This window comes from Sinimarinibacterium arenosum (assembly GCF_005047655.1).
Lineage (GTDB): Bacteria > Pseudomonadota > Gammaproteobacteria > Nevskiales > Nevskiaceae > Solimonas.
In genome coordinates, this window is record NZ_SUKF01000001.1 from 512,490 (window position 1) to 529,966 (window position 17,477).

The 17,477-nt window shown below is 63.8% G+C and carries 21 protein-coding genes; 9 read left to right on the forward strand and 12 right to left on the reverse strand.

Annotated elements, in window-relative coordinates; all coding sequences use genetic code 11:
* Window positions 1-22: 22 nt before the first annotated feature.
* Window positions 23-652 (reverse strand): cAMP-activated global transcriptional regulator CRP, encoded by a 630-nt coding sequence (crp, locus tag E4T66_RS02390; RefSeq protein ID WP_211242725.1) that lies wholly within the window; start codon window positions 650-652, stop codon window positions 23-25.
* Window positions 653-734: 82 nt separating this feature from the next.
* Here crp and E4T66_RS02395 point away from each other — a divergent pair, with 82 nt between their 5' ends.
* From E4T66_RS02395 to E4T66_RS02405, 3 genes are all read left to right on the forward strand, one after another.
* A complete protein-coding gene (locus E4T66_RS02395) occupies window positions 735-1,157 on the forward strand; it encodes an OsmC family protein (RefSeq protein ID WP_136847295.1) in 423 nt (140 codons plus the stop codon).
* A 102-nt stretch (window positions 1,158-1,259) separates the two neighbouring features.
* A complete protein-coding gene (gene speD, locus E4T66_RS02400; protein ID WP_136847296.1) occupies window positions 1,260-2,096 on the forward strand; it encodes an adenosylmethionine decarboxylase in 837 nt (278 codons plus the stop codon).
* 89 nt (window positions 2,097-2,185) lie between these two features.
* A complete protein-coding gene (locus tag E4T66_RS02405) occupies window positions 2,186-3,094 on the forward strand; it encodes a cation diffusion facilitator family transporter (protein WP_136847297.1) in 909 nt (302 codons plus the stop codon).
* Between the two features lie 136 nt (window positions 3,095-3,230).
* On the opposite strand, the gene coq7 is transcribed toward E4T66_RS02405, so the two are convergent.
* The gene (gene coq7, locus E4T66_RS02410; RefSeq protein ID WP_136847298.1) at window positions 3,231-3,881 is read right to left on the reverse strand and encodes a 2-polyprenyl-3-methyl-6-methoxy-1,4-benzoquinone monooxygenase; all 651 of its coding nucleotides are present in this window, start codon (window positions 3,879-3,881) and stop codon (window positions 3,231-3,233) included.
* Window positions 3,882-3,956: 75 nt separating this feature from the next.
* Between coq7 and holA the strand changes: the two genes are divergently transcribed.
* The 5 genes from holA to rsfS are packed head-to-tail and all read left to right on the forward strand — an operon-like array spanning window position 3,957 to window position 8,060.
* Complete coding sequence (holA, locus tag E4T66_RS02415) at window positions 3,957-4,973, forward strand: DNA polymerase III subunit delta (RefSeq protein WP_136847299.1); 1,017 nt, start codon at window positions 3,957-3,959, stop codon at window positions 4,971-4,973.
* Between the two features lie 9 nt (window positions 4,974-4,982).
* On the forward strand, window positions 4,983-6,290 hold the full coding sequence (locus E4T66_RS02420; protein ID WP_136847300.1) for a glutamate-5-semialdehyde dehydrogenase: 1,308 nt from the start codon (window positions 4,983-4,985) through the stop codon (window positions 6,288-6,290).
* A gap of 12 nt (window positions 6,291-6,302) precedes the next feature.
* The gene (locus E4T66_RS02425; RefSeq protein WP_136847301.1) at window positions 6,303-6,707 is read left to right on the forward strand and encodes a VOC family protein; all 405 of its coding nucleotides are present in this window, start codon (window positions 6,303-6,305) and stop codon (window positions 6,705-6,707) included.
* Between the two features lie 29 nt (window positions 6,708-6,736).
* A complete protein-coding gene (gene nadD, locus E4T66_RS02430; protein ID WP_136847302.1) occupies window positions 6,737-7,399 on the forward strand; it encodes a nicotinate-nucleotide adenylyltransferase in 663 nt (220 codons plus the stop codon).
* Window positions 7,383-8,060: a ribosome silencing factor gene (gene rsfS / locus E4T66_RS21830; protein ID WP_169577441.1), complete on the forward strand. Its 678-nt coding sequence runs from the start codon at window positions 7,383-7,385 to the stop codon at window positions 8,058-8,060. The genes nadD and rsfS overlap by 17 nt, the downstream gene beginning before the upstream one ends.
* A gap of 41 nt (window positions 8,061-8,101) precedes the next feature.
* On the opposite strand, the gene E4T66_RS02440 is transcribed toward rsfS, so the two are convergent.
* The 3 genes from E4T66_RS02440 to E4T66_RS02450 are packed head-to-tail and all read right to left on the reverse strand — an operon-like array spanning window position 8,102 to window position 11,546.
* Window positions 8,102-8,935 (reverse strand): acetoacetate decarboxylase family protein, encoded by an 834-nt coding sequence (locus tag E4T66_RS02440; RefSeq protein ID WP_136847304.1) that lies wholly within the window; start codon window positions 8,933-8,935, stop codon window positions 8,102-8,104.
* Between the two features lie 44 nt (window positions 8,936-8,979).
* Complete coding sequence (locus E4T66_RS02445) at window positions 8,980-10,368, reverse strand: acyl-CoA dehydrogenase family protein (protein WP_136847305.1); 1,389 nt, start codon at window positions 10,366-10,368, stop codon at window positions 8,980-8,982.
* Complete coding sequence (locus E4T66_RS02450) at window positions 10,365-11,546, reverse strand: acyl-CoA dehydrogenase family protein (protein WP_169577442.1); 1,182 nt, start codon at window positions 11,544-11,546, stop codon at window positions 10,365-10,367. Before E4T66_RS02450 ends, E4T66_RS02445 begins: the two co-directional genes overlap by 4 nt.
* A gap of 232 nt (window positions 11,547-11,778) precedes the next feature.
* On the opposite strand from E4T66_RS02450, the gene rlmH reads away from it, so the two are divergent.
* Window positions 11,779-12,249, forward strand: coding sequence for a 23S rRNA (pseudouridine(1915)-N(3))-methyltransferase RlmH (gene rlmH, locus E4T66_RS02455; RefSeq protein ID WP_136847307.1), 471 nt, complete (start codon window positions 11,779-11,781; stop codon window positions 12,247-12,249).
* Between the two features lie 15 nt (window positions 12,250-12,264).
* Here rlmH and E4T66_RS02460 read toward each other — a convergent pair whose 3' ends face one another.
* From E4T66_RS02460 to E4T66_RS02490, 7 genes are all read right to left on the reverse strand, one after another.
* Window positions 12,265-12,867 carry a hypothetical protein gene (locus E4T66_RS02460; RefSeq protein WP_136847308.1) on the reverse strand — a complete coding sequence of 201 codons (603 nt, stop codon included), beginning with the start codon at window positions 12,865-12,867 and terminating at the stop codon, window positions 12,265-12,267.
* A gap of 94 nt (window positions 12,868-12,961) precedes the next feature.
* Window positions 12,962-13,441, reverse strand: a complete 480-nt coding sequence (locus E4T66_RS02465) for a hypothetical protein (RefSeq protein WP_136847309.1) — start codon at window positions 13,439-13,441, stop codon at window positions 12,962-12,964.
* Between the two features lie 74 nt (window positions 13,442-13,515).
* Window positions 13,516-14,079 carry an NnrU family protein gene (locus E4T66_RS02470; RefSeq protein ID WP_136847310.1) on the reverse strand — a complete coding sequence of 188 codons (564 nt, stop codon included), beginning with the start codon at window positions 14,077-14,079 and terminating at the stop codon, window positions 13,516-13,518.
* Between the two features lie 133 nt (window positions 14,080-14,212).
* On the reverse strand, window positions 14,213-14,977 hold the full coding sequence (locus E4T66_RS02475; RefSeq protein WP_211242726.1) for a metal ABC transporter permease: 765 nt from the start codon (window positions 14,975-14,977) through the stop codon (window positions 14,213-14,215).
* Window positions 14,974-15,897, reverse strand: coding sequence for a metal ABC transporter substrate-binding protein (locus tag E4T66_RS02480; protein WP_211242727.1), 924 nt, complete (start codon window positions 15,895-15,897; stop codon window positions 14,974-14,976). Before E4T66_RS02480 ends, E4T66_RS02475 begins: the two co-directional genes overlap by 4 nt.
* A 12-nt stretch (window positions 15,898-15,909) precedes the next feature.
* On the reverse strand, window positions 15,910-17,115 hold the full coding sequence (locus E4T66_RS02485) for a TonB-dependent receptor (protein WP_136847312.1): 1,206 nt from the start codon (window positions 17,113-17,115) through the stop codon (window positions 15,910-15,912).
* A gap of 72 nt (window positions 17,116-17,187) precedes the next feature.
* Window positions 17,188-17,472, reverse strand: a complete 285-nt coding sequence (locus E4T66_RS02490) for a hypothetical protein (protein ID WP_136847313.1) — start codon at window positions 17,470-17,472, stop codon at window positions 17,188-17,190.
* Window positions 17,473-17,477: the final 5 nt, after the last annotated feature.

Genomic DNA, 17,477 nt, shown 5'->3' on the forward strand with positions numbered 1-17,477 from the left:
GGGCGGAAGCTTGGGATGCGCGCTAGCGGCTCTTGCCGGCGGCGCCGAAGACCAGAATGCTGCGGCCCTGCGAATACAGCATGCCGTCCTCTTCGAGCTTCTTCAGCACGCGGCCGGCCATTTCACGCGAGCAACCGACCAGACGTGCCAGTTCTTGCCGACTGGTCTTGATCATCGTCCCGCGTGGATGGACCACGGCGTCAGGCTTGCTGATCAATTCAAGCAGGATGTGCGCCATGCGGCCGGCAACATCCAGAAACGCGAGGTCACCGAGGCGGCGCGTGGTATCGCGCAAGCGGGTGGCCAGCTGGCCGGCCAGCTCGAACATGATGTCCGGGTTGGAACGCGCGAAGCCGTGAAAGGCTTCGTAGCCGACTTCGGCAACCAGCGTGGGTTTGCGTGTGCGCACGATGGCGGTTCGCGTCTTCGGCGCCGGGAACAGGCACATTTCGCCGAAGAATTCGCCGGGCCCCAGATATGCCAGCACGATCTCCCGGCCGTCGTCGTCTTCGAGCAGGATGCTGACCGACCCCTCCAGAATCATGTACAGCGACTGCGGGTCGTCGCCTTCATGAATAATGGTGTGCTTGGGCGGATAGCTGCGTTTGTGGGCCAGTGCGATGTAATCGTGCACGGCCTGAGTCATCTGCATGGCCATAGTCGCCGAATTGGATTGGTTGACGATTTGGCCGAAAATAGCACATCCATCCTGTCGGCAAGCCCGGAGATACCCAGTGAAAGCGCGTGTGAAGTGGTCAGAAAATGCCAGCTTCGTCGCCGAGAGCGGCAGTGGCCATGCGCTGGTCGTCGACGGCCCCCCCGAAATCGGCGGTCGCAATCTCGGCCCGCGTCCGATGGAACTGCTGCTGATGGGTGTCGGGGCCTGTTCGTCGGTCGATGTCACACTGATTCTGAAGAAGTCGCGCCAGCAGGTTGTCGACTGCTGGGTCGAACTCGAGGCCGACCGGGCCGAGACCGAGCCCAAGGTGTTCACCGAAATCCGCATGCATTTCGTCGTGATCGGACGCGATCTGGCGGAAAATCACGTACGCCGTGCGGTGGAGCTATCGGCCGAGAAATACTGCTCGGCGTCGATCATGCTGGGGCGCGGCGGCGTGAACATCCGGCACAGCTACGAGATCCGCGCGGCAGCCTGAGCTGCGACGGGAGCCGGCATGGCGGGGAATTCACCTGATCGTAATCGATTTATCGCATAATGCGCGGCTTGCTGACAGGGAATGCGCGCCTTCGGCGCGTCGATGAGTTTCTACCGGAGCACTGCATTGGCCAAGGCCAAGCCCAAGCCCACAAATAATCCGAAGTTGAAGCTGCTGGGCTTCAACAATCTGACGAAGTCGCTGTCGTTCAATATCTATGACATCTGCTATGCGCGCTCGCGGGAGCACCAGCAGGAGTACATCGAGTACATCGACGAGGCTTACAACGCCGAGCGCCTGACCGCGATCCTGACGGAAGTGGCCCGTATCATCGGCGCCAACATCCTCAACGTTGCGCGCCAGGATTACGATCCGCAGGGCGCCTCGGTGACGATGCTGATCTCGGAAGGTCATCTCGATGGCCTGCCGACGCCGAAGCCGACGAAGAAGAAGGAATCGGTGGTTGCGCACCTCGACAAGTCGCACATCACGGTCCACACCTATCCGGAAACGCACCCCGATGCGGGAATTTCGACGTTCCGTGCGGACATCGATGTCTCCACCTGCGGCAAGATTTCGCCGCTGAACGCCTTGAACTATCTGATCAAGTCATTCGAGTCGGACATTGTGGTGATGGACTATCGCGTGCGTGGCTTCACCCGCAATGTACGCGGCATGAAGCACTTCATCGATCATTCGGTCGAGTCGATCCAGGATTTCGTTTCGGCGGACTTCAAGGATCGGTATCAGATGATCGACGTCAACGTCTATCAGGAGTTCATGTTCCACACCAAGATGCGCCTGAAGGAACTGGACCTGGATACCTACCTGTTCGGTGAAGGTGCGTCCGAGCTGCCGCCGCGAGAGGCCAAGAAGATTCGGGAGCGCGTCAACCGCGAGATTCTCGAGATCTATTACGGCAAGAACATGCAGGGATAGTTTCGCTGCGCCGCCCCGGCATGTGAATTGCGGGCTGGAGCCGCGGTATCCTGCCGTTTCTGCGGCTCCGGCCGCCGCCAGACCGACGCATGTCCACGCACCACCACGATCACGATCATTCCCATCACCATGCGCACGATGCGCATGGCAGTGCTGCGCGCCTGAAGGTTGCGCTGGCCCTGACGGCCGGGTTCATGGTGGTCGAGGTCGTTGGCGGACTGTGGTCCGGGTCGCTGGCGCTGCTGGCTGATGCAGGACACATGCTGACGGACGCGGGGGCGCTGGCGCTGGCGGTCTGGGCCCAGGTACAGGCGGCGCGCCCGGCCGATGCGCGCCGCTCGTACGGCTACCACCGCGCCCAGGTGCTGGCGGCTTTCGTCAACGGCCTGGCGCTGCTGCTGATTGCGGCCTGGATCACGATCGAGGCGGCGCAGCGCCTGCTGGCACCGCCGCAGATTCAGGGGGGGCTGATGCTTGGCGTCGCCTGCGCCGGCCTGGCGGTCAATATCGCCGCGTTTTTCGTGTTGCAAGGCGGACACCATCACGACCTGAATGTGCGTGCGGCGTTCCTGCATGTGCTCGGCGATCTGCTGGGCTCGGCGGCCGCCATTGTCGCCGCCGGAGTGATCCTGCTGACCAACTGGACGCCGGTCGACCCGTTGCTGTCGGTGGTCGTCGCATTACTGATTCTGCGCACCGCGTGGCGTCTCGTCCGCGAGTCAGCCCATGTGTTGCTGGAAGGCAGTCCGGAAGGATTCGACGCCGCGGCGTTGGCCAGCGGGCTTTCGGCTGACGTTGCCGGCGTGTCCGACGTGCACCACGTACATCACTGGATGCTGACGCCGGATCGCAAGGTCATGACACTGCATGCGGTGCTGGCACCGGGTGCGGACGAGGACGCGGTGATCCGCGAGATCAACGTCTGGGTCAAGCAGCGCTATCAGGTGGGGCACGTCACGGTGCAGGCGGAACGCCACGCCTGTACCGGGCATTCCTGAGGCCCTGTCAGCTTCGCCCGCTGAAGCCGTCATGACCGTGCGGATGCCTCGCTACTCGGCAGTGGACTGGGGCAGCGTGGCTTCGTAACACGCGCCCGAGGGTTGATTGAGGACGAGTCCCGTCGGCCGCCCGCGCTCAGATGCGGTAGGCGCCGAACTTCATCACCCGCGCCACCTGCCGCATCAGGCCCTTGACCGGTGCCGGCAGTGGCTGGCCGCCGGCTTCGCGCGCTTCGCGGCCATGGCGTTCTTCGTCGCGGCGCATCTGCTCCAGAATCGCGCGGCTGCGTTGATCCTGTTCCGGCAGCTGCTGCAGATGTTCCCCCAGATGTTCGGACACCTGACGCTCGGTCTCGTCGATGAAGCCGAGGCTCCAGCGATCGCCGGCCAGGCCTGCCGCGGCGCCGATCGCAAACGAGCCGGCATACCACAGCGGTTGCAGCCGGCTTGGCGCGTCGTTGAGCTCGTGCAGACGTTCCTCGCACCAGCGCAGGTGATCGTGTTCCTCGCGCGCCGCAGCCAGCAGCTGTTGGCGTGTCTGCGGGTTGCGCGCGACCAGCGCCTGGCCGTGATACAGCGCCTGCGCCGCCACTTCGCCGGCGTGATTGATTCGCATCAGCCCGGCGATGTGGCGGCGGCTGGCGTCGTCGGCGTCGCCGGCTTCCGCCTGGGTTTTGCCGGGATTGCTGCGACCGGTGCCGCTACCGCGCTCGGCCAGCAGCGACAGGCCGCGATTGAGCGTGGACAGCAGACGGTCGGCGGGGGTGAGCTGGCGGTTCATGGGCATACATTCTAGCCGCTACAATGCCGCGACCGCGGTGCCTTGACGCCTGCCCGCCGCCAACCGTCTCTTTCCGCCCCCGTGCCGATCAAGCCCGATCAAATTTCCAGCCGCCTGGCCAAGGGTATTGCTCCGATCTACCTGGTCGCGGGCGAAGAACCGCTGCTGATCCAGGAAACCCTCGATGCGATCCGCGCGGCTGCGCGCAAGGCCGGCTACGACGAGCGTGAAATTCTCGATGTCGAGCGCGGCTTCGAGTGGCAGCGCGTGATCGACAGCTGCGCGAGCATGTCGCTGTTCGCCAGTCGCCGTATCGTCGAGGTGCGGATGGCCGCCGGTCCCGACGACGCCGGCCGCAAGACCCTGCAGCAGCTGGCCGCACATGCGCCGCAGGACGTGTTGCTGCTGGTGGTCTGCGGGGCGCTGGATTCGCGTCAGCGCGACGCCGCCTGGTTCAAGGCGCTCGAGTCCGCCGGTGAATGCGTTTACGCCTGGCCGGTCAAATCCGCCGAGTTCCTGCCGTGGCTGCAGAAGCGCCTCGGCGCCGCGGGCGTCAGCGCCGATGCCGACGCGGTCAAGCTGCTGGCGGAACGGACCGAGGGCAATCTGCTCGCGGCGGCGCAGGACATCGCCAAGCTGGCCTTGCTGTTTCCGGGGCAGACCGTTTCGGTCGAGGCGTTGGCGCATGCGGTTGCGGACAGCGCGCGGTATGAAGCGTTCGATCTGAACGACCGCGTGCTCGACGGCGACGCGGCCGGTGCGGTCCGCAGTCTCGGCCGGCTGCGCGAGGAGGGCGTCGGCGTGCTCGAAATTCTGGGGGCGCTGATGTGGAGCCTGCGTCTGCTGGTCAAGGCGTCGATGAGCTATGTGCAGACGCGGGATGCAGCCGCGGCCTGCGATGCGGCCGGCATCCGTCGTTTCCAGCAGGCCAAGTACCTGAAGGCGATTCCACGCACCCGGCCTGGTGCCGCGCTGGGCTGGCTGCAGCGTGCGGCGCAGATCGACCAGATGGTCAAGACCGGCCGGGAGGCGGCTGCCTGGGAAGAATTGCTAACATTGATTCTTGCCGCCAGCGGGGCGGCTTTGCGCAAGGGCTAAAAGAGTTAGATGAGTTCCAGTTCCAGCAACAAGGCGAGCAAGGCGAAGGCCACCGGCTCTGATGGATCGATTGCTGCCTACATGCAGGATCGGGGTCGTCGCGCCCGCGCCGCAGCGCGCGCGATGGCACGAGCCGAAACCGGGCAGAAGAATGCCGCGCTGTTTGCGCTGGCGCAGATCCTGATCGATGCCTCCGACGCGATCCTTGAAGCCAACGCCGCGGACATGCGCGACGGCAGGTCCGGCAAGCTGGACGAGGCGCTGCTGGACCGGTTGGAACTGACGCCGGATCGTATCGTCGCGATGGCCGACGGCGTGCGTCAGATCGCCGGCTTGCCCGACCCGGTCGGCGAGGTGTTCGAGCTGAAGCAGCGCCCCTCCGGCATCCAGGTCGGCCGCATGCGCGTGTCGATGGGTGTGGTCGGCATCATTTACGAATCCCGGCCCAACGTCACTGCCGATGCGGCGGCGCTGTGCCTGAAGTCCGGCAATGCCGCGATCCTGCGCGGAGGTTCAGAGGCGCTGCGTTCGAATCTGGCGATTGCACGCTGCATCGAGCGCGCGCTGACCGACGCCGGCCTGCCGCGCGATGCGGTGCAGGTGCTCGACATCACCGACCGCCGCGCTGTGGGCGAGCTGGTCGCGATGCCCGAATTCGTCGACGTCGTGATCCCGCGCGGCGGCAAGGGGCTGGTCGCGGCCGTGTCCGAAGCCGCGCGCGTGCCGGTGATCAAGCATCTGGATGGCATCTGTCATGTCTACATTGATGCCGCCGCGGACATCGACAAGGCGGTGGCGATTGCGGTCAACGCCAAGACCCAGCGCTACGGCACCTGCAACACGATGGAAACGCTGCTGGTCGATCAGGCCATTGCCGACCGGGTGCTGCCGCAGCTGGGGCAGATCTACGTCGAAGCCGGCGTTGAGTTGCGGGGCTGTGAGCGCACCCGCAGGATTTTGCCGGATGCCCGCCAGGCGACCGAAGAAGACTGGCATACCGAATACCTGGCGCCGATTCTGGCGATCCGTGTGGTCGACGGGCTGGATCAGGCGATCGATCACATCGAAACCTACGGCTCGCATCACACCGATGCGATCGTTACCGAAAACTACAGCACCCTGCGCCGCTTTCTGCGCGAAGTTGATTCGAGTTCGGTGATGGTCAATGCCTCGACGCGTTTCGCCGACGGCTATGAGTACGGCCTGGGCGCCGAAATCGGCATCAGCACCGACAAGTTCCACGCGCGTGGGCCAGTCGGTCTTGAAGGTCTGACCACGGTCAAATGGGTCGTGCTGGGTGACGGCAATGTGCGCTGATCTTTTGCGCGGATGATCGACCATACCGGCGTCGTCGTCAGCGACTTTGAACGCAGCAAAGCGTTCTACCGCGCTGCGCTGGCGCCGCTGGGCATGGACCTGCTGATGGAACTGACGGCCGCAGTCAGCGGCACGCAGGACATGGCCGGCTTTGGTGTTCCGCCGAAGCCCGAGTTCTGGATCCATGCCGGCACACCCAACATTCCGCCGGTGCATGTCGCATTCCGCGCCGCCGATCACGCGCAGGTCGACGCCTTCCATCAGGCCGCGATCGCGGCGGGAGGGCGTGACAATGGCGCGCCGGGGCTGCGTCCGCACTATCACCGCAACTACTACGGCGCGTTCGTGCTCGACCCGGACGGCCACAACATCGAAGCGGTCTGCCACGACCGGCCGCATTACGAGCCGACGCCTTGAATGCGCCTTGAACACGCCATGAATACCCCATGAAAGCGATAGGCATCTTCGGCGGTGCGTTCGCACCGTTTCACAACGGCCATCTGCGCCTGGCGATCGAGGCGCGTGAGCGCCTGCAGTTGAATGAAGTCCACCTGATTCCGACCGCGCAGCCGGTGCATCGGCCAGACTCGCACGTAACGCCGTTGCGGCGGCTCGAATGGATCAAACAGGCGGTGCGCCGCGAGCGTGGCCTGATTGCCGACGAGCGCGAGATCATGCGCGACGGTCCTTCGTTTACGGTGGATACGCTGATCGAGCTGCGCGAGGAATACCCGCAGGTTGCGCTGCTGCTGCTGATGGGTGCGGACGCTTTTGCGCATCTGCACACCTGGAGCCGCTGGGAGCAGCTGCTGGAACTGGGACACCTGGTGGTGTTTTCGCGCCCGGGTTCGACCCTGGAGCCGTCGCGCGAGACGCGCAAGCTGTTGGCGCGCCGTCGCGCCTACGATGTTTCCGAGCTGCACGCCGCGATTGCGGGGCACTGGTACCAGTTTGAACTGCCGCTGCTGGACATCTCGTCCACGCGTATCCGGCGTCTGCTCAAAAGCGGACACTCAGTGCGCGGGCTGGTGCCCGATGCGATACTCAACACCATGACCGCGGCAGACGTCGCGGCACTGACCCAGGATGACGATGCCACGACACACTAAGCTGACCAAGTTGGCACAGATTGCACTGACTGCGCTGGAAGACCTCAAGGGTCAGGACATCAAGGTGCTCGATGTGCAGGAGCTGACCACCGTCACCGACACGATGATCGTCTGCACCGGCACCTCCAACCGCCATGTCAAAGCCCTGGCCCAGAATGTGGTCGAAGATGCCAAGAAGGCGGGCTTCCGGCCGATGGGCATGGAAGGCACGGATGCCGGCGAGTGGGTCCTGGTGGACCTCGGCGGCGTCGTCGTGCATGTGATGCAGCTGCAGGCGCGCGCGTTCTACCAGCTCGAAAAGCTGTGGTCGCCGCGTGAGCCGATCGAGTCGGAAGCGCCGGTGCGCAAGCCGGCTTCCAGCAAGAAATCGTCCGCGATGGGCGGGGGGCTGTCCAAGCCTGCACCGCGCAAGGCGGCGTCGGCGAAAAAGCCTGCGGCAAAGAAGACTGCGGCCAGGAAGTCGCCGGCGGCCAAACCTGCGGCCAAACCTGCGGCCAAGCGTGCGCCCGCCAAGAAAACGGCCGGCCGCAGCACCACCGCTTCACGGCCTGCCGCCAAGAAGGCGGCCGTCAAAAAGGCTGCTGTCAGAAAGGCGCCGGCGAAGAAGACCGCTGCGCGTAGCGCGGCACCGCGTAAAGCGGCTGCGAAGAAGCCGCGCTGATCTCAGCGCGGCTGCATCACTTCATCCCCTGAGTCGGCGCGCTATGCGCGCGCCGGTTTGTTTGCGGGAACCGTGCTGCTGCGGCCTTTCTCGGCGATCCCCGCATTGAGGCGTGACTGAAAGTCCGGGGTGAACGCCAGCATTGCCGGGCTGGCATCCTGCAGCCCGAGCGTGCGCAAGGTGGTCGCCATCGGGTGTTTCGAAGCCCCGATATGCAGGCGCACCGAACCCGGCAGCAGGCCGCGGGTGTGGCCGCGGGCGTTCACGCTGGTCCGCAAGTGCTTATCCCCGACGCTCGAAAACAGCAGCAGATCAAGTGTCGGCACAGGCATGCCGAGGCCTGGCTTGCCGAATAGCGTGACAATTTCCGAGCCGTCGCCTGGGTCGAGCACCGAGCTGTTGAAGTGGCTGCGGCTGCAGTTGAATGGAATCTCGGTGACGAATTTCGGCAGGCCCCACAGTTCGCGTCCGGCCGCGTTGGCGGCCTGCGTCGTCACCGGCAGATGCAGGACATGGAAGGCCAGGTTGCGGTGTGGATCGGCAACGCTCGTCAGCGGTTCGCGCCAGGTCCAGACCGTGGCGTGATGCGGCTGCTGCAATACCGGAACGGCCAATCCGACTTCGTTATACGGTCCGATGCTGGTGTCCCGGTACTCGAAGAACACCAGGCCGACGACGGCTTTGCTGCCGATCACCAGTCCCGGCGAGAGGCCGGTGCCTTTGAGTGTCTGCTCGACTTTATCGCGATCACACAGGAAGTACGCCTGCGCTTCGGTGGCGTCGAAATACAGGATCGGCAGCTTGGCCGGTCCCGCGCTGGTGGCCTGGCTCTGCTGTGGAACCTGAAAGAAAGGGTCGTTGTGTTTGGCGTTCATCGTGCTTCTCCTCTCAAGAGCGATTCTTGAATCCGGGGTTTGAATCAGACGGTGGCCGGGTCGCTGGCGCGTGCCAGCAACGCGTCCTGAAAATCCTCGATCACCGCCAGGCGGTTGATCTGATTGGTGCCTTCGAAAATCTGCGTCAGGCGGGCATCACGAAAGACCTTTTCGGCACCGTTGGCATGCAGCAGGGCATGGTTGCCGAGCAGGTCCATCGCCATATCGGCGACCCGCACCGCGGTATCGGTTGCCTGGAACTTGCAGATCGACGATGTCGCCTGACGCGGAGTCCAGGCATTGGCGCTCTGCCAGATCAGTGCACGCGCGGTCGAGGTCTCGGCCAGCATCTGCGCCAGCTGCAGCTGAACCTCCTGAAACTGGATCAGCGCCTTGCCGCCCAGACGCGTGCGCGTGGCAAAGTCGAAGGCGATGTCGGTCGCACCCTGTGCGAAGCCGACTGCCAGGGCGCCAACCGGCATCCGCGACAGATTCAGCGTTGCCCGATTCAGTGCCCAGCCCTGCCGCAGACCGCCGACGATGTGATCGTCGGGAACGAAGACGTTGTCGAACTCCAGTTCGGACGCGGTCGACGCACGCATTCCCATCTTCAGCTCGTTACGCACCGGACGGAAGCCGGGCATGCCGCGGCGGACCACGAAGCAGGTCCAGGACTCCATGCCTTCGCCTTCGAGCGCCGCGAAGACGGTCAGCGTATCGGCGACGTCGCCGCCGCTGATGAACACCTTGCGGCCCGACAGACGCCAGCCCCCGGTGTCGCGGCGTGCGACGACTCCCGGCCGGTAGTGACGTGCGCCGTGTCCGTCCTCGGCATCCGAGCCTGCGCCGGGCTCGGTAATCGCGAACGCAAACAGCTTGGCCTCGCCGCGTTGTTGCGCGCGGAACACCGGCAGCAGGAAACGGCGGATCGCCGACGTGTCGCCGGATAGCAGAATCGGCATCGCGCCCAGCACGTTGGCCGACAGCAGTAGCATCAGGCCGCCGCAGACGCGTGACAGTTCCTCCACGCGGAGGCACTGCTGCAGCACGATCGGATGACGGAAGCGGGATGTTGCGCCGGACCCCAGTGGCGCCGGCAGCATGTCGCTGAGCAGGCCGGCCCGTCCGGTCCTCGAGATCAGCTGCTGCAGTTGCGGCGAGAGGTGTCCGGGTTCGGCGTGGGGCGCCAGGTCGGTCTCCAGCGCCAGCGGACGCAGCGCCTGCTCGGCGAACTGGCGCGCATTGCGGCGCAGTTTCTGCAGTGATGGTGGCAGACGTCGTGTTTCGACCTCCCACTGATCGACTGCGTCGTAACTCACCAGCCGGCGAGGCACTGCGCCGAGCGTGTGAAACGCGGCAAATGGCGACAGCGGATCGCTGCTGGCGAGATGGCCGTCCAGATGCGGCAATGCGGAATCGCGAAGTCCCGTCATGGTGTGTCCTCCTCTAGTGCGGTCGCTGCCAGCTGCAGTTCGATCGGCGTGCCGTGAATGACGCGCAGCGTGTTCTGGTCACGCAGGATTTTTTCCAGACCGGTGTCGCGCATGTAGCCCATGCCGCCGAACACCTGCAGCGCATCGCTGGTGGCGCGGCAGAGTTCGGGCTGCAGCGTTGCGCGGGTCTGATAGAGCATGGCCAATGTCTGCGCGGAGTCCGGGGCGCAGGCGCAGCACGCCTCCAGACTGTGTGACGTCAGCTGCTGAATCTGCCGTGCCCGGCTCAGCAGCAGCTGCACCGCCGCATGTCGGGCAATGACGCCACCCCCCTGGCGTCGCGTCGCGGCGTAGTCCGCCGCGAGCCGATGCGCATGGTCGAGCCCGCCCAGTCCAGTGGCGAGTTGGCCCATGGCATTGAGTGTCAGCAGTGTGGTCAGCAGCCTGCGGCTGGTCGCGATGTCGAGCTGCGTGCGGTGCGCGGCCTGAGCTTCACCGCGGCGGCACACCACGAAACTGCACAACTCATCCAGACCGTGACTGTGACGATGGGTCTCGACCACCAGGCGCTCGCGTGGCCACAGGCCCCACTGCAGTACCGATGCGCTATCGAGTTCCGGTAGCCAGACACCCGCCCAGTCCTCGGCGGCGTGCAGCAGCACGCCCGGCGCCGTGGTGGTGTCGAAATAGTCGCGCAGCATGATCAGATCGTCGGGGCCGGCCGTGGCCGTCAGATACCGCGCCAGTGCATGACGCGCCAGACCGTAACGGCCTTGCAGCGCAACCAGATTCAGCGCGGTTGAGGCAAAACCCACATGGCGCTCGAAGTGTCCCGACAGCGCGAACTGGTGTAGCTGCCACGCGAAACCCATGTTGACCTGCGCGAGCATGCGCAAGGCCGCAGTCGACAGTCGCCGTCCATCGTTCCGCTCCACCGCCTCCCATAGCCCGAGTCCGCTGGCTTCGTCCGCGGAAGGACAGAGCAGTCCGAACTCGCTGGATGTCGTGCGCAGGGCAGTGAGGCGCTCGGGCCCCAGGCGATGTTCGTGGCGGGCGACGGCGGGCTCCAGCGCGTGACTGCCAAAGCGCCTGACCTCGTCCAGCACCGCTTCAATCGGCAGCGCATCCCCGTCGCCTGTTGAAGGCGACTCCTGCATCAGCGCATCTGCATTCGTCATCGCAGGTCTCCTCGTCTGCGTCTTCATGCAGCGATGCTCCTCCCGTAATCCGGGTGTCACCATGCGCGAAACGGAAGCCAAGTTGATCGAAACGGACATCCGGGCGCCATCCGCATCGACGCAATGATCTGGATCAATCAGTGACGATGTGCGGAGCTGCGTCAGTGCCGCGGCGCGCTTGCCTATACTCGGATTTCAGACACTGGGCGGAGCGGGGGCAGGTAGCAACACCATGAAGATTCATCTGATCGCCGTCGGCACGCGGATGCCGGCCTGGGTGGAGACCGGCTACAAGGAGTACGCCGGGCGTCTGCCGCACGAATGCCGGCTGGAGCTGATCGAGATTGCGCCGGCGCAACGCGGCAAGAACACCGACATCGCCCGCGCCAAGCAGCAGGAAGGCGAGAAGATCCTGAAAGCGCTACCGCGTGACAGCTTCGTCATCGCGCTGGACGAACACGGCCAGCAGCTCGACAGCACGCAGTGGGCGGGTGAACTGCAGAACTGGATGCAGTCGGGGCGCGATACCTGTCTGCTGATCGGCGGCCCGGACGGTCACTCTGCAGAAGTGCTGCAGCGGGCCGATCGCAAGTGGGCGCTATCGAAGCTCACGCTGCCGCACGCGCTGGTGCGCGTGTTCGTCGCCGAGCAGTTGTTTCGCGCGTGGAGTCTGCTGGCAAATCATCCGTATCACAGGGCGTAAGTCACAGACTGTGTTTCACGAGTTGCGTGGTTCGGGATGAAGATAACCATTGGCCATATATACTCGGCGCCTTTTCCGAGAAGGAAGCATGTCGACGTAGAAGTACTGCATTGCTCTGGTCGGAATTGATTTGGCAACGCGACAGTCGATGTACCAATCTGCGCAAAGCTTCTTTCTTCTAGCGCGTTCCTCCACGCGATAGCAATTTCCCATTGCATAGCTTGAGGCTTTAATTACAACACATCTTGCATGCTCATCTGCCGAATTTTCTGACGATGAGTCGTGGAGGTTCTTATCTGGAAACGTGCGCCCCTTGATACAGATTGCATAGGTTCGTCCAACCTTCAGATCGATTTTCTTCTTCAGTGCGGATATCTCATTTAGCGCACTTCGAGATGTCTGAGTGGACCTGTCCAAATGCGCAAGAAGCAAGGCTGAATCGTTCCAGCAGTACGCGTGAGAATGTAAGCGCATGCTCACCGCCATTTCTCTCTGCACTAAAGAATGCAGCTTTCGCATCAGTGTCGTAGCACGAGCATTGCCCTCTTCGGCAATGCTTTTTGTATCGATAAGGTCGATCAGTGTGACGAGGCTATCCTTCCAGATTCCGTTCGTCATGGGCAGTAACTAAGGATGTGAATTGTCCGGAGGGAGTTCTGCTAAAGCTTATATTCGGACGGCACAAGAACAGTTTAGCGGGGTGGGGCGTCGGTTAGACACGAAGTAAAGAAATGGCTGCTGTAACAATGCCGTTCAGGAACATTCCAGCAATTACCGCCAAGACGATGTAAAGCCATCCTCTCAGTGTTCCTAACATTGCCCCGTCACTGGCATAGCTAGCCATTTCGGAGGCTCGAACGCTGAAGATCAACACGATAGCGAAAATTGCGGCGATTACTGAGGAGATCAGCAGAGGAATAAACGCTGCGATCTCTTGCCCAACTGATATCCATTTTCCGAAAGCAATCAGCGCTTCGAGAAGTAGCATTGATGCGGAAATAAGGAAGAATAGACGAGCTTCGTAGAAGCGCCGACGTGTTTTGGTTAGACAGGCAGCTGCAACGACTGTCAGACCTGCAAAGGACCAAATGATTGCGGGATTTTCTCCCTGTTCGATCAAGCCTTGGGAAGCACCGAACTGCAGAAATGCAGAAACCCACGCTGATAAGAGTCCAATTCTTCTAGTCGTCATATATCTGGTCTCCCTGGGTGACTTTTTTTGAGCAAGAACCTTTAGTGATTAAGGTTCCACGCCCATATTATTTTCTATTTCATCAACGGCATCCCCGAAAAGTACGGATGCCCCCAGACCAGCGCGCCGGTCAGCACCAGACCAATGATCGCGGCGATGGCGGTCTTCAGTGCACCGACCGGTGCCGGCTTTTTCCATTCCGGGTTGCCGCGGTTGATGAAGATGACTTCCAGCACGCCCCAGGCGAGCAGTCCGGCGAACAGGATCACCGAGCGCATTTCACCGTTGGACAGCAGGTGCGCGAAGGCCCACAGCTTGACGCCGGTCAGCTGCGGGTGACGGATGAACTGCTTGATGTCGGTGGGTGCACGCGCGCTGATGAACAGGATCACCGCGAACGGCATCAACAGCATGGTGACGTGGCGCATCCACACTGGCGGATTCCACAGCGCGGTCGGCGGCGTGGACTTCCAGCCCATCACGATCAGGACCAGCGAGCCAATGATCAGTAATGCGAACAGGCCTTTGTACGGCCACTCGCCAATGCTGGCGATCACGCCCGCGCGAACGTTCGGCGTCACGGCCTTGCTCAGGTGAACAACGGCCCACAGCAATAGACCCAGTGTCAGCAGCAGCATCTCGATACCCCCTGTCGTTCTGATGCGTGGAGCTTAGCGCGCCGTGGGGCGTCCTGCGACTGTGCGCGATCTGGAGTCGGCCTGCGCCGCAGGCCGACTCGATCCGAAAGACACGAAGGGGATTGGGCGAGGATCAGCCGCGCCTGCGGCGTAGCAGCAGACTCGCGACCGCCAGCGTCACCAGCATGCAGACGATCAGCGGACCAGCCGGCAGATCGAAGGGCACGGACAGCCACAGGCCCAGGCCGTAGCCGGCGGCGGCGACGAGGTAGCCGGTGGGCAATCCGCGTCGTTCGCTCATGCCGGAGGTGGCGATGGCCGGCAGGATCAGCGTGGCGAACACCAGATAGACGCCGACCAGCTGCACCGAGGCAGTGACGACAATGGCGAACAGGAAATAGAACACGCGCGGACGCTGGCGCGCCCACAGCAGCCACACCACCAGCACGCCGGCGTAGAGCAGGGCGACCGGCTGCAGTTGCGCGTAGCTGACCCACAGGATCTGTCCGGCCAGCAGTTCCTGCATGTGTTCGGCGCCGTGCGGGTTGTGCGAGAGCATCAGCAGCGCCACGCAGGCGGAGAACACGTAGAGGCTGCCAATCAGTGCTTCCTGCAGGCTGCGGAAATGATGCTCGGTCCAGGTCAGCAGCGCAGCGGCCACCAGCGCGGCGGCGCCGGCGGCGATCTGGGTGCTCCAGCTGGCGTGTTCGTCGCCGGCCAGCATGGTCGCGGCGATGGCGCCGAGCGCGGCGACCTGGGCGATGGTCAGGTCGATGAAGATGATGCCGCGTTCGAGCACGCGCCGACCCAGCAGCACGTGGGTGGAGGCGACCAACAGGCCCGCCAGCAGCGGCGGGCCCATCAGTGACCAGTCAAAAGCGAAGTCCGACAGACTCACGACTGCGGGCTCTGCTTGGCGGCGTCGAGCAGGCGCTGGACCGTGACGTCAAAGGTCGCGAACAGATCGTTGTCGGTGCCCTTGGCGCCCCCGGGCGAGAACGGCAGTTCCGCCGTGGGCAGTCCGCTGTGCTCGGCCATCCATTCGATCGGCTTGTGATCCTGGTAGGCGGCGTAGACGATCATCTTTGCCGGCTGCGTCTTCAGGCCGCCGAGCAGTTCCTGCAGATGCGCGCCGCTGGGCGGAATGCCGGGCTTGGCTTCGAGCGTGGCGACCTCGCGGATGCCGAGCCAGTCATACAGATAGGCCCAGGCCTTGTGTCCGCTGATCACCGGCACGCCCTTCAGCGGCGCGGCCGCGGCGGTCCACTTGTCGACCGCGGCGGTCCAGCGCGTGTTGAAGTCCTGGTAGCGCCGGGCGTAGTCGGCGGCGTGCGCGGGGTCCAGCTCCGCGAGCTTGTCGGCCAGCGGCTTGGCGACCTTGCCGATGTTGCGGGGATCGGTCTGGATATGCGGATTGCCGTAGGGGTGGACGTCGCCCTGGGCGCGATCGATCTTGGCCGGAATCTCCAGCATCGTGACGTAGCGGCTGGCCTCGAAGTTGCCCGGCGCTCCCGGATTGAGCTGGGCGTTGTTGCCCTTCTCGATCAGCTGCGGCAGCCAGCCAAGTTCCAGTTCGGCACCGGTGCAGACCAGCAGATCGGCCTTGCGGTACTTCGCGATCAGGCTCGGGCGTGGCTGGATCTTGTGCACGTCCTGCAGCGCGGTGGTGGCGGCATAGACGTCGACGTTGTCGCCGCCGAGCGCGCTGGCCAGCGCGGCCCATTCGGCTTCACAGGCAAAGACCTTGAGCTGCGCCGCAGCTGGCTGCGTGAGCAGCAGCAGGACGGCGGCGAATGCACCTGAAATGGTTTTCATCATGGCGGGTCTTCCTTAGAACTGGTGCGCCGGATGGGCGCCCATGCTGACGATGTACTGCACGATGAACTGGTTGTCCGCGTCCTCGCCGTCCGGCCGCGATTCGTCGCGGTTGTACTGGATACGGAAGCGCGAGAACTCGCTGTTGGAGAAGTCGACCATTGCCGAGTAGCGCTGCGGGGTGCTGGCGTCGTCGGCCAGCAACGCCAGCGAGGTGTCCGCGACGGGATTGGCCACGCTGTTGCTGGCGCTCAGGCGGTCGTAGCGCAGACCCACGCGCCAGCGCGGCATGAACTGGTAGACGCCCTGCACGTACCAGCCGAACTGGTCGCCGTCGTAGGCGCTGGTGTCGCCGCTGCCGTCCGGGTCGTAGACCACGGTGCCCTTTTCGCTGCGGCGCATCGCCTCGGCCTGGAGCACCAGATTGCGCACCAGCGGATTGCCGTCCGGCGCCCATTTGTAGACCAGATCGATGCCGTCGATGCGGCTGTCACCGGTAAAGCCGGTTTCGACGTCCTCACCGCTGCGACGGTCGACGGCATTGCCGTCGAAGTGCCACAAGCCGACGCGCCAGGAGCCGCCGCTGCCGACGTCACCACCGATGTGGGTGAACGCGGTCCAGGCTTCGATGCCGTCGCGCTGGTCGCCGCCCGCGGGGAAGCCGTCGCCGCGCAGCAGCTCGGTGCCGAATTCGAGGAATACATCGGTCGGGGCCAGCCAGCGCACCTGCGCACCGTCGTCGCCGAGCTGGTTGGCCAGGAAGGTGCGATACACCAGTGGCGCATCGGCAAATTCCCAGGCATGCGGATGCTGGTGGTTCTGGTAGCCGACGTCCGAATAGAAACGGCCGAGTTTCACCGCCAGGCCGTAGGGCAGGGACAGCGTGTTGATGTACGCCTCTTCGACCGCCACCACGGTTTCGCCACCTTCGTTCTCGAAGGCGACCGTGGCCCAGCCATGAAAGCGGTCGTCAATGTTGGATTCCATCACCAGTTCGCTTTCGCCCAGCGAGAAGCCGCTGGTCTTGAACTCGGTTTCGGGGCCGAGCACCACGCCGGGCATCTCGGCTTCGGCGTCGTTGCTGTAGTGGGCGTACTGCCCGCTGAGAATCAGGCTGATCTTGGGGTTGAAGACGTTGCCGGTTGCGGCCTGCGCCGGGACACACAGCGGCGCGAACACGGCAAGCGCCGCGCCACGCGCAAGAATGGATATGCGATCCATGAATAGGAAACCTCGTATGAAAAATGCACAGATGCCTACGCCTTCATGGCGCCGGCGGGTGGGTGCGAAAAATCAGACGAAGGTGGCGGGCGGCCCGCGATTGTGGGGTGTAGTGCGCCGCAGGTTCTGCGGCAAAACGAATTCCCCCGCGACCGGGGCTTCATGGGTCGCTGGCGGTGCCAGTGCGACCGGCCGGCTGCCCACTGCGCCACCGTCGATGCCGGGTGCGTGCATGCAGATCTGGCAATGCACGTCGGTGGCCAGCGTCGGGTGCGTAACATCGTGCACAGCCTGCAGCCACTGGCCCATGAACAGGGCCAATGTCAGCAGCAGCAATTTCGGCAGCGTCCGGCGCATGACGG

What these genes read in the sequence shown, in the direction of transcription:
- E4T66_RS02480 (WP_211242727.1), bottom strand. Translation starts at nt 15,897, where the DNA reads ATGATGAAAACCATTTCAGGTGCATTCGCCGCCGTCCTGCTGCTGCTC.
- crp (WP_211242725.1), bottom strand. Translation starts at nt 652, where the DNA reads ATGCAGATGACTCAGGCCGTGCACGATTACATCGCACTGGCCCACAAA.
- speD (WP_136847296.1), top strand. Translation starts at nt 1,260, where the DNA reads ATGAGTTTCTACCGGAGCACTGCATTGGCCAAGGCCAAGCCCAAGCCC.
- E4T66_RS02440 (WP_136847304.1), bottom strand. Translation starts at nt 8,935, where the DNA reads ATGAACGCCAAACACAACGACCCTTTCTTTCAGGTTCCACAGCAGAGC.
- E4T66_RS02450 (WP_169577442.1), bottom strand. Translation starts at nt 11,546, where the DNA reads ATGACGAATGCAGATGCGCTGATGCAGGAGTCGCCTTCAACAGGCGAC.
- E4T66_RS02405 (WP_136847297.1), top strand. Translation starts at nt 2,186, where the DNA reads ATGTCCACGCACCACCACGATCACGATCATTCCCATCACCATGCGCAC.
- coq7 (WP_136847298.1), bottom strand. Translation starts at nt 3,881, where the DNA reads ATGCCCATGAACCGCCAGCTCACCCCCGCCGACCGTCTGCTGTCCACG.
- rsfS (WP_169577441.1), top strand. Translation starts at nt 7,383, where the DNA reads ATGCCACGACACACTAAGCTGACCAAGTTGGCACAGATTGCACTGACT.
- E4T66_RS02460 (WP_136847308.1), bottom strand. Translation starts at nt 12,867, where the DNA reads ATGACGAACGGAATCTGGAAGGATAGCCTCGTCACACTGATCGACCTT.
- nadD (WP_136847302.1), top strand. Translation starts at nt 6,737, where the DNA reads ATGAAAGCGATAGGCATCTTCGGCGGTGCGTTCGCACCGTTTCACAAC.
- E4T66_RS02490 (WP_136847313.1), bottom strand. Translation starts at nt 17,472, where the DNA reads ATGCGCCGGACGCTGCCGAAATTGCTGCTGCTGACATTGGCCCTGTTC.
- E4T66_RS02445 (WP_136847305.1), bottom strand. Translation starts at nt 10,368, where the DNA reads ATGACGGGACTTCGCGATTCCGCATTGCCGCATCTGGACGGCCATCTC.
- E4T66_RS02485 (WP_136847312.1), bottom strand. Translation starts at nt 17,115, where the DNA reads ATGGATCGCATATCCATTCTTGCGCGTGGCGCGGCGCTTGCCGTGTTC.
- E4T66_RS02470 (WP_136847310.1), bottom strand. Translation starts at nt 14,079, where the DNA reads ATGCTGCTGCTGACACTGGGTCTATTGCTGTGGGCCGTTGTTCACCTG.
- rlmH (WP_136847307.1), top strand. Translation starts at nt 11,779, where the DNA reads ATGAAGATTCATCTGATCGCCGTCGGCACGCGGATGCCGGCCTGGGTG.
- E4T66_RS02465 (WP_136847309.1), bottom strand. Translation starts at nt 13,441, where the DNA reads ATGACGACTAGAAGAATTGGACTCTTATCAGCGTGGGTTTCTGCATTT.
- E4T66_RS02425 (WP_136847301.1), top strand. Translation starts at nt 6,303, where the DNA reads ATGATCGACCATACCGGCGTCGTCGTCAGCGACTTTGAACGCAGCAAA.
- E4T66_RS02420 (WP_136847300.1), top strand. Translation starts at nt 4,983, where the DNA reads ATGAGTTCCAGTTCCAGCAACAAGGCGAGCAAGGCGAAGGCCACCGGC.